This is a genomic window from Chloroflexota bacterium, from assembly GCA_026708035.1.
Lineage (GTDB): Bacteria > Chloroflexota > UBA11872 > UBA11872 > UBA11872 > JAJECS01.
Window position 1 is genome coordinate 93,654 of record JAPOVQ010000015.1, and the last position, 10,981, is coordinate 104,634.

A 10,981-nucleotide genomic window follows, 5' to 3' on the forward strand; every position below is an offset into this window, starting at 1 on the left:
CGCTGGATCACGCTGCAGGCAGCGCGGGCCACCGGACAACCCTACGCCGGCACCGCCTCGCGCTGCCGCGCCAGGATTTCGCGAATCTCCGCGTGCGTTTCGGGCGTTGCCGCGGCATCCCGCGACGGCAGCCGCGACCCTCCGGCCTGCAGGCCCATCGCCTCCATCCACGGCTTCACGAACACGCCCTCGCCCGCCGTCTGCGCGCCGATGCGGCCGATGATCTCGCCGTATGGAACCATGAAGTCGTCGAAGACGCGCTGCGCCTCCTCGTAGCGGCGGGCCTGCATCAGGTCGCACACGCGCCAGGAGTGCTGCGGCAGGAAGTTGGGCACGTGGCTGATCCAGGCGCGGCAGCCGAGGATGTGTCCCAAGACCACCAGCGGCGAGTTGTCCACCACCGCCGCCAGCGGTAGGAACCGCCGCAGCCCGTCGAGGTGGCTGCCCATGTCCGGCGAGCCCCACTTCACGGCGATCGTGTTGGGCAACTCGACCAGTCGCGCCATCAGGTCCACCGGCACGTCGTATTTCGACCCGCTGTACCAATGGCTGTAGGCCGCGAAGCCCACGTTGGTGTGCCGCGCCACTTCCTCGTGCCAGGCCACGGCGTCCTCGGGCGTCACCGTGTAGTAGTACGCCGCGCTGATCTGCGCCGCATCCACGCCCAGGTCCTCGCAAAATTGGCACAGCTCGATCACGACGCGGATGTCAGTGCTCTGCACCCCGGCCATCACCGGAACCTGTCCGCCGCTCACCTCCACGATGGTCCGGATCACCTGGCGCCGCTCTGCCGTGCTCAACACCGTGAAATCGCCGCCCGACCCCGCGGCCAGCAGCACCGTGTTCCCTTGCCGTGCGCCCTGGTCGATCAGCCACTGCACGTTTGACGCCAGGCCGTTGAGATCGACCGCGCCGTCGTCGGTGAAGATCGTCGCGATCGGCACGACCACGCCTTGCAGCCGTGCCTTCGCCTCGTCGATGGTCAGCATGGGCCTACCTCCCGTTGCCAATGGCGGTGGAGCCGTGGGGCCCGGTGCGCAGCAATCACGGGTCTACCGCGCTTCGGCCGCCATCCGATTCCCTCTCCCTTGACGGGAGAGGGTTAGAGCCTGCCCCGTACTTGATACGGGGGTGAGGGTGCGGGCAATGTCGCATGTCCCCCTCGCGACGCGATCGCGGGCACCCCCTCATCCTAGCCTTCTCCCACGAGGGGAGAAGGGACCGGACACCACGCGCCACTAGCGATCGGCCACCGGCCATCCGAATCCGCGCACGATCTCGCGGAGCTCATCGAGCTCCTGGTCGTTGAGGGGCTTCGACGGCGGCCGCGAGGCCCCCATCGGGCGGCCCATCACCGCCGTCAACCCCTTCTTCACCCGTCCTTGCCCGCCGGATCGCTGGTCCATGCGCTCGGCGAACAGACGCAGCGGCTCGTTCACGGACTCGAACAACGTCTCCGCCTCGTCGTACTGCTTCGACTCCATCAGCTCCCACACGCGCAGGTCATGCGCCGGATGGATATCCGAGGTGAGGTTGATGTAGCCGCGCCCGCCGAGTTGGTGACAGCGGATCGGCCCGCCGCCGTTGTCAATCACGCTCACCCGGTCCGTAAAGCGGGCCATCTCGTCGTAGTCGACGTCCGCCGGCGCCGCCCACTTGATGCTCACCACCTGGTCGATGTCCGCGATGGTGTCCAGGGTCTCCACCTCCATCCGACCACCCGGCAGCCAGTGGGTGTGATAGACCATCACGCCGATGTCGATGGCGTCGGACAGGTCGCTGAAATAGTCAATCGCGTCGCCTTGGCTCGGCAGGTTGAAGACCGGCGGACACACCTGCAACGCCATGGCGCCCAGGTCCTGGGCGCGCTTGGCGTCCTCGATCGTGCGCTTGGTGTCCTTGTAGTGGAGCCCGCAGACGATTGCCGCGCGGTCGTCGGCCGCCTGCACCACCGTGCGCAGGAGCGCGGGCCACTCCTCGTCGCTCAGCATCGGGCCCTCGCCCATGGCCGCCGCCACCTTGATGACGGCGGCGCCTTTCACCAGGCCCTGCTCCACCCACCATTGGGTGATCGCGTGCATGCAGCCGTGATCGACCTCGAAGTCGTCGTCGAACGGCGTGGGGACCGTCGCAATCGGCCCTTGAATCAGATCCCGGATTTCGTCACGCGTCATCGGCAGAGCCTCCACCCGCTTGCGGCGACGCGGTATGTCGCGCACGCCCGGCGCTTTCGTCGCTTATAGCCGGGCCGGGCGTCAGCGTCAATGCGCCGGGCGCATCAGCCATCCTCCGAGAAGGCGGGACGATCGTGTAGGGGCAGCTCTTGTGGCCGCCCGAAGCGGAGATCGAAGGAGGGCGCCCACGAGGGGCGCCCCTACAGGGAACATGTCGGTGTCGGGGTAGCCCTCGTGGCTGGCCGGCGGTAGCCCTGGACGGGCGTTAGCCCGTCTCGCTGCGCTGCAACACCTGGCGCCGCGCCGACTGCGGCTCCGGCGGCCCGACGAATCCCTCGGCCTCCAGCTGCATGGCCAGCTTTTGCGCCTTGGATCGGCCGACCTGGAGCTCGCGGCTCAGCAGGTCGGGCGTGATGCTCTCGTGCCGCATCACCAGCTCCGTCGCGGACACGTACAGCTCGTCTTCCTCGGAGTCGCCCTGCTCGATGGCGTCGTGCAGATCTTCGGTCGTCAGCGTCTGCGGCTCGCCCTGCTCGCGCCAGTGATCGACCACCCCGTTGATCTCCGCGTCGTCGGTGTACACGCCCTGCACGCGGATCGGCTTACCGCCCTCCGGTGGCGCGAACAGCATGTCGCCCCGGCCGATCAGCCGCTCGGCCCCAGCCCCGTCCAGGATCGTGCGCGAGTCGGCCTGGCTGCTGACCATGAAGGAGATGCGCGTCGGGAAATTCGCCTTGATCAGGCCCGTCACAACGTCCACCGAGGGCCGCTGCGTCGAGACCACCAGGTGGATGCCCGTGGCGCGCGCCAGCTGGGCCAGTCGAGCCAGCAGGCGTTCGACGTCGCCCGGCGCCGTCATCATCAGGTCCGCCAGCTCATCGATCACCGTGACCAGGTAGGGCAAGGGCTTGCCGTCGGTGGCCTCGGTCGGGTTCGCGTTGTAGGAGGTGATGTTGCGCACGCCGGCCTTGTTGAAGATGCGGTAGCGCCGGGCCATCTCGCGGCTGACCCACGTGAGCACCGGCACCGCGTCGTCGATGTCCGTCACGACGGGCATGCGCAGGTGGGGCACGCCGTCGAAGGTCACCAGCTCAACCATCTTGGGGTCGATCAGCACCAAGTGCAGCTCGTCCGGCGTGGTCTGGCAGAGCAAGCCTGTGATCAACGACGTGAGGCATACGGACTTCCCGGCGCCGGTGGACCCTGCAATCAGCAGGTGCGGCATCGCGGTCAAATCGACCACCCGCACCATGCCGGCCACGTCCTTGCCCAGCGCCAGCTTGAGGTTGGCGCGTGACGTCACCCACGCCTCGGCCTCCATGACCTCGCGCACGCTGACGACCAGCGGCTCGTCATTGGGGAGCTCGATACCCAGATAAGGACGCCCCGGCACCGGCGCCTCGATGCGCAGACTGCGCGCGGCCAGCTTCAGGGCCAGGTCGTTGGCCAGCGCCGTAATCCGCGCCACCTTGACTCCGGTGCCCGGCCGCACCAGGTACTGGGTGACCACCGGCCCCGGAATCGCCTCCGGCACGCTGGCCTCGATGTTGAATGAGCCCAGCGTATCCACGATTACCTGGGCCTTGGCCCGAATCTCGGCGTCGGGTACGTCCGTCGCGGGAGGCGTCGGTTGCATCAGTTCCATCGGCGGCAGCGTCCACGGCCCTTCGTCATCGTCCTCGGCGGCGGGCGCCGTCGCCACGGTGGGCGCGGTGCGGATCAGCGGCCCCTGCTGCCAGTCTTCGGGTGTCGACGAGCCATTGACCTCTTCGGGGGCGGCATCCGCCGGCGCGGGCGATTCCGACGCCTTGCGCGATCGATCCCCGGATTGCGGCCGGAAGATCGGAACAAGGCGACGTTTGGCGGCGGAGGCCGTCGCGGCGGCGATCCGCGCCAGGTGCACGGCGCCATCGATGAGCAGCCGCCCCGTGAACCGCGTCGTCGCCGCGCCGCGCGCCGATGCCAGCAGGGCGTAGCCGACGGCGGCCACCGTTGCAATGGCCAGCAGCGCATAAGCCGGAGCCCCGCCCACGCTCGCCGCGAGCCCGTGGCCGATAAACCGGCCAACCCAGCCGCCGCTGTCGGCCGCCAGCGCGTCTTCCGGGGCCGCCAGACCGACCAGCGCGGCAAGCCCTAGCACGAACACCACCGCCGCGGCGACGTGCCCCGGTCCGATGATCGGTCGCTTCCGCACTCCGCTCAGCAGCAGCGCGGGGCCCACCAGGATGCACGCAATCGCGGCGATCGGCGCCGCGCGGCCGAAGCCCTCGATGTAGGCCGCGCCGCTTGCGGCGACGACAAATCCATCACGGCTGAAGAGACCGATGAATGCGGTCAGGCCAAGCGCGCTGAGAACGATTCCGACAAGCCCGAGCACGTCCCAGCGTTCCATTCGGACTGCACGGGGCGCGGGAGCCGCTGCCCGGCGCGTTTTGGCCACGAGGCACTCCTTGCCGGCGCGGCATGACGCGCGCCGGCGCTAGACCTCAGTGACGATCGGCACGCTCGCCGGCCGCCGCCGGGTCTGGTGGAACTAGTGCCTCCCGAGCGAGTTCCGAATCTCAATTGGCGGGCCGACTCCGCGCCTTGGCTGGATAAGCCTCGGATTCCGGCGCGTCGACAACCCTCTACAGATGATATCCGGCGCGACGCACGATTTTCTAGTGGGGCTGGGGCAGATTCCAGGCATTCGCGATCCGGGGCGTTGTTGCGCCGCCCGTTCCCCACGGCGACCGGATGACAGCGTTCGCTTGCGCGGATAGGGTGCGATAGTACCCATGCTCGGCCGACGCTGCGTGAACAGAGCAGGGGAGCGTTATCAACGCGGGGACGATGGTCAACGCCTTGCGACCCAGACTGGTGATCAGGACCCGGCGCGGTGCGGACTGCGGGCGCGCCGCCGGGTGGCTGGCGGGCGTGGCGATGCTCGCGGCGGCATTGGGCGTCGGCGCGCCCGCAGCTCGCGCCGTCGAGCCGGGCACGTCGATCAATGCCGGCGCCTTCTTCGCGTCGGTCACGGCAGACGAATCCGCGCTCGGGTTTTCGGTCACCGACGACCGGGGCATGCGCCTCTGGTCCGGGTGGCGGGACCTCGGCGGAGAGAACGCCCTTGGGGCGCCGGTCTCGCGCCGCTTCCTGCTCGACGGCTGGGTGCGGCAGGTGTTCGAGCGGGGCCTCTTGCGCGCGGATCCCGCGCGGGGCGCGTCGATTGTGAACGTGCTGGACTTCCTATCCGCGCGCGGGCACGACGCCCAATTGCTGAAGGACTTTGGCATCCCGGCGTCAGCCGATTGGTCGGCGGACGAGGGGCAGAGCTGGACTGACATACGGCAGCGCCACCTGGCGCTGCTGGAGGGGGCGGAGCCGTGGCGCGTGGCGCTGCGGGCGGCGTTTCGTACGGCGCGTGAGCCGCTGGCGAACAACGATGCGGCGCTTGCGCTGTATGGGTTGCCGATGGCCCTGGCGCAGACCGACATGGGCTACGCGTTGCGGACCCAACGGGCGGCGTGGGTCTACGACCCGGATACTGACGCGGCGCCGCGTCGGATCTCAGTGCTCGAGATGCTGCGGGCCGCGGAGCTGATCCCGGCCCACGCCACCGTGCCGCATCGGGCCGACCAGCGGCCCCACCTGCAGCCGCCGCGCCCGGTGAGCGCCGTGCACTTCTTCGACTGGTGGAGGCCCGACTACCTGCCGACGGACTACTTCACCCACGGGCTGAGTTGGGAGCGGATTGGCCTGACGCGTGAGGAGATCGGGTCGTCGGCCTACTACGACGTGAACTTCAGGCTGATCCGCGATCTGGGTGTCGACGGTGTCGTGTGGGAGTGGTACGAGGGTGTGGATCTCACGCCCACGCCTGTCGTGCTCGACTCCTTGCGACGCCACGGCTTGAAGATCGGTCTGTTCTACGACTGGGAGTTGCTGCACGCCGGCAGCCAGCCGGCGCTCAGCGAGCAGGACTACATCGCCGCCGACGAGGCCAGCGTCAGCAAGATCGCGGACGAAGTGATCGCCTTTTATCAGGAAATCCCGCGGGACCTGTGGCTGTACGACGCGGACGGACGGCTCCCGGTGATCGTCTACGCCTTCGGCTTTCCCGAAGTGCTCGAAGACGTGGACGGGTGGACCTGGTTCTTCACCGAGCTTGCGGGCAGGGTCGAGACGGCGCTGGAGGTCGATGTGATCTTCGATTGGACGGCCGAGACGCGGGTCCAGGCCCTGGCGTTCGAGCGCTGGCCGGACGACTACGCGTCGTTCAATTTCGTGGTTGACGCGCCGCAGTGGCAATTCGGGCATCACGTCGTGACCTGGAATTACATCTTCGACAATCGCGGCGGCGCGCGCGGCACGCGGCTGCGCGTGATCCGCGACGACAACCGCTACCTCCAGGAGACCGCCTGGCTGGCCGCGCACACGAATCCCAGCCTGATCTTCATCTACAGTTGGAACGAGTTCTGGGAAGGCTCGCATCTCTTCCCGGACGATACCTATGAGTGGCGGCGCTACGAGCTGGCGCGGGCGCAGCTGGCAAAGCTGGCCGAGACGCGGGCCGACGACCTGCCCCGCGCGGTCATCATTGGCGACGCGGCGGATGCGTACCCACAGGGGACCAACGGCCTGTTCGAGAGCCAGCGCCTGCTGCTGCGTCACTTGCTGCGGCGCTACGTGCCCCAGGCCGACTTCATGACGCCGGCGCAGGTATCCCAGGACGCATTGGCCGGCTATGACTTGATCGTGAGCCTGACCACTGACCGGACAGTCGATTCAGTGCTGGTCGAGCTTCCCGAATCGGTCCAGATTGTCTACTGGAACGCCACCGACCTGAGCACGGACCTGGCCCAACGCTTCGCGCAGGCGGCCGCGACGGAGCGCCCCGCCGGAGAGTTCCATCTCCTGGACGATGACGGCGCAACGACCGACGACACGATCAATCTGGGTGGCGACGTCTGGCTGGCCACACCTGCGGTTGGGACCGAGATCGCCTTGGCCTTTGAGTTCGAGGGTAAGTCGTATCCGCTCGTGGTGCGGGCGGACAACGACCATTGGATCAACGTCTACGGGCCTACCGAGGCCGCCATGGTCGCAGCCTTCGAGACGGTCTACGGGCGGGAGCTTGAGCTCGCCATCACCTTCGCGCTCGGCCACCGCATCCAGCGGCTGGAGGTCTATCCCGATGGCCGCGTCGTGCAGAACACCTTCAGCGCGCCCGCCGTGTTCCTGCACGAACCCCTCGCCATCCCGGACTTCGAGCCGGTTCCGCCGCGGGATGTCCCGGCTGACGTGGCGGTTCCAGCGTGAGGAAGCCGTGCCGATCGTCCGCGCCGCCGCGCGGGACACCGAGCAACGCTCGGCCGAGCGTTGCCTAGGAAAATGCTGGCTCGGAGGACCCGCTGGGCGAGTGGCGGACACGCCCGCACGCGTTTCGTGTGCCTGGTGGTGCTCCTGGCCGTTCTTGTCGCCGTTCCTCGCGCCGCGCAGGCGCAGGACACTGCAGTGCCAGGGGGTTTCGGCGCCTTCTTCGCGTCGGACACGGTGGACGAATCGGCGCTCGGATTCTCGGTCACCGACGACCGGGGTATGCGCCTCTGGTCGGGCTGGATGAACCTGGGCGGCGAAGACACGCTCGGGGCGCCCGTCTCGCGCCGCTTCTTGCTTGGCGGCTGGGTGCGGCAGGTGTTCGAGCGGGGTCTGTTGCGCTCGGACCCTGCACAGGGCGCGTCCATCGTGAACGTGCTGGACTTCCTGTCCGCATTGGGACACGACGCCCAATTGCTGGAGGACTTCGGGATCCCGGCGTCGGCCGATTGGTCGGCCGACGAGGGGCAGAGCTGGGATGAGATTCTCAACCGGCATCTGGCGCTGCTGGAGGGGGCGGAGCCGTGGCGCGTGGCGCTGCGGAGGGCCTATCGCACGGCCGACGGACCGCTGGCGAACAACGACGCGGCGCTGGCGCTGTACGGGTTGCCGATGGCGGTGGCGCGGACGGACGCGGGCTATGCGTTGCGGACCCAGCGGGCGGCGTGGGTCTACGACCCCGCAACGGATGCCGCGCCACGGCAGGTGGCGGTGCTTGACCTGCTACAGGCCACGAGGCTGATCCCAGCCCATGCCACGGTGCCGCATCGCGCCGACCAGCGGCCGCACCTGCAGCCGCCGCGCCCGGTGAGCGCCGTGCATTTCTTCGACTGGTGGAGCCCTGACTTCCTGCCGACGGAGTACTTCACCCACGGGCTGAGTTGGGAGCGGGTCGGTCTCACACGGGAGGAGGTGGGATCGGCGGCGTACTACGACGTGAACTTTGAGCTGATCCGCGATCTGGGCGTCGATGGCATCGTCTGGGAGTGGTATCTGACGGGCGCTAACCTCCTGGAACCGTCCTCCGTTGTGCTCGACTCCCTGCGACGGCACGACCTCAAGATCGGGCTGTTCTATGACTGGGAGGTGCTGCACAGCGGCGCTCGGGCTGTGCTGAGTGATCGCGCCTACATCGCGGCCGACGAGGCCAGCGTTAGCAAGATGGCGGACGAAGTCGTCGCCTTCTACCAGGGAATTCCGACGGACCTGTGGCTCTACGACGCGCACGGACGGCTTCCCGTGGTCGTTTACGCCTACGGCTTTCCCGACATTCTCGATGACGTGGACGGGTGGACCTGGTTCTTCACCGAGATCGCCCGGCGCGTCGAGGAGGCCCTGGATGTCGACGTGATCTTCGATTGGTCAGCCTCGTCCCGGGTCCATGCCCTGGCGTTCGAGCGCTGGCCGGACGACTACGCGCCGTTCAACTTCGTGGTGGACGTGCCCCAGTGGCAATTCGGGCATCACGTGGTGACCTGGAACTATATCTTTGACAACCGCGGCGTCGCCGCGCGCGATGGGACCCCACGCCTGGTCCGCGACGACAACCGCTATCTGCAGGAAACCGCCTGGCTGGCCGCGCACACCAACCCGAGCCTCGTGTTCATCTATAGCTGGAACGAGTTCTGGGAGGGATCACACCTATTCCCGGACGACACCTATGAATGGCGCCGTTACGAGCTGGCGCAGGCGCAGCTCGCCAAGCTCGCCGAGACGCGAGTCGACGATCTGCCGAGCGCGGTCATCATCGGGGACCCGGCCGACGCGTACCCGGCGGGCACGAACGACCTGTTCGAGAGCCAGCGCCTGCTGCTGCGGCACTTCCTCCGGCGCTACGTGCCTCAGGCGGACTTCATCACCCCCGAACAGGCCACTGACGTCACCCTGGCCGGCTACGACCTGGTGGTGAGCATCACCACAGATCGGGACGTCGATACGCTGCTGGCCGATCTTCCCGAATCGGTCCAGATCGTCTATTGGAACGCCACGGATTTCACGACCGAATTCGGGCAACGGTTTGTGCAGTCGGTGGAAGCGGACCGGCCGCAGGGGCGGTACGAAATTCTGGACCGCGACGGCCAGCCGATTAGCGACTCGGTCTTGGCCAAGGGCGACATCTGGCGCATCACGCCGGCGGCCGGCGCCAGCGTGGACCTGACCTTCGACGAGGACGGCCAGCCCTACGCGCTGGTCGTGCGGGCCGACAACGACCACTGGATCAATGTCTACAACCCCACCGACGCCGCTCTGGCCGCGATCTTCGAGACGGTGTATGGCCGCGAGCTTGAGCCCGCCATCACCTTCGCGCTCGGCGGACGCACACAGCGACTTGAAATCTATCCTGACGGTCGAGTGGTGCGGAACACCTTCAGCGCCCCGGCGGTGTTTCTGCATGAACCGCTGGCCATCCCGGATTTCGAACCGGTTCCGCCGCGGGACGTGCCAGCCGACGCGGCGGCCGCGGCTTGAAGATTCCGTGGCCGCGTCGGTGCCGACGCGGCGGGACGCTGCGACTGCCAGCGTCGCCAGGGGCATGAGGCCGCGGCGGCAACGGCCGCAGCTGGCGAGGACTGCCCGCGGCGCTGCGCGTCTCGCGTGCGTCGCGGCAGTCACGGCCGCGGTGCTGATGGGGTCCGGGGACGCTCGAGCGCACGATCCGACAGCGTCGGCGGGCGAAGGCGCTTTTTTTGCGTCGACCGGGTCCGAGCTTGGGTTTTCGGTCACTGACGACCGGGGCGTACGCCTCTGGTCGGGTTGGCTGAACCTGGGCGGCGAGGACACCCTTGGGGCGCCGGTTTCCCGTCGCTTCCTGCTCGACGGCTGGGTACGCCAGGTGTTCGAACGGGGGCTGTTGCGCTCGGACCCCACGCGTGGCGCGTCCATCGTGAACGTGTTGGACTTCCTGTCCGCGCAGGGACATGACGCCCGATTGCTGGAGGACTTTGGGATTCCGGCGTCGGCCGATTGGTCGGCCGACGCGGGGCAGAGCTGGCATGAGATTCGCAATCGGCATTTGGCGCTGCTGGAGGGGGCGGAGCCGTGGCGAGTGGCGCTGCGGACGGCGTATCGCACCGCGGCGAAACCTCTGGGAAGCGACGGCGCGGCGCTGGCGCTGTATGGACTGCCGATGGCCGTGGCGCGCACGGACGCGGGCTACGCCCTGCGGACGCAGCGGGCGGCGTGGGTCTACGACCCCGAAACGGATGCCGCGCCGCGGCGGATTTCGATCCTTGAGTTGCTGGAAGCCACGGGGCTGATCCCAGCCCACGCCGCGGTGCCGCATCGGGCCGACCTGCGGCCGCCGCGCCCGGTCAGCGCCGTGCATTTCTTCGACTGGTGGCCTACTGCCCCCGTGTCGACGCAAAACCCTACCCACGGCGTGACGTGGGAGCGGATCGGCGTCACTGCGGCGCAGGTGGAGTCGTCGGCCTACTACGACGCCAACTTCC

At 68.2% G+C, this 10,981-nt stretch carries 6 protein-coding genes; 3 read left to right on the forward strand and 3 right to left on the reverse strand.

What is annotated here, in order from left to right:
* Positions 1-41 precede the first annotated feature (41 nt).
* The 3 genes from OXG33_07465 to OXG33_07475 all read right to left on the reverse strand — a co-directional run bounded on the left by OXG33_07465 (position 42) and on the right by OXG33_07475 (position 4,566).
* Positions 42-989 carry a dihydrodipicolinate synthase family protein gene (locus OXG33_07465; GenBank protein MCY4113757.1) on the reverse strand — a complete coding sequence of 316 codons (948 nt, stop codon included), beginning with the start codon at positions 987-989 and terminating at the stop codon, positions 42-44.
* A 249-nt stretch (positions 990-1,238) separates the two neighbouring features.
* Positions 1,239-2,174 (reverse strand): dihydrodipicolinate synthase family protein, encoded by a 936-nt coding sequence (locus OXG33_07470; GenBank protein MCY4113758.1) that lies wholly within the window; start codon positions 2,172-2,174, stop codon positions 1,239-1,241.
* Between the two features lie 265 nt (positions 2,175-2,439).
* Entirely contained in the window at positions 2,440-4,566 is a 2,127-nt protein-coding gene (locus OXG33_07475) for a DNA translocase FtsK (GenBank protein MCY4113759.1), read from the reverse strand.
* 440 nt (positions 4,567-5,006) lie between these two features.
* Between OXG33_07475 and OXG33_07480 the strand changes: the two genes are divergently transcribed.
* The 3 genes from OXG33_07480 to OXG33_07490 all read left to right on the forward strand — a co-directional run.
* Positions 5,007-7,475: a hypothetical protein gene (locus OXG33_07480; GenBank protein ID MCY4113760.1), complete on the forward strand. Its 2,469-nt coding sequence runs from the start codon at positions 5,007-5,009 to the stop codon at positions 7,473-7,475.
* Between the two features lie 195 nt (positions 7,476-7,670).
* Complete coding sequence (locus OXG33_07485) at positions 7,671-10,001, forward strand: hypothetical protein (protein ID MCY4113761.1); 2,331 nt, start codon at positions 7,671-7,673, stop codon at positions 9,999-10,001.
* A gap of 157 nt (positions 10,002-10,158) precedes the next feature.
* A partial coding sequence (locus OXG33_07490) for a hypothetical protein (protein MCY4113762.1) occupies positions 10,159-10,981 on the forward strand: 823 nt, incomplete at its 3' end.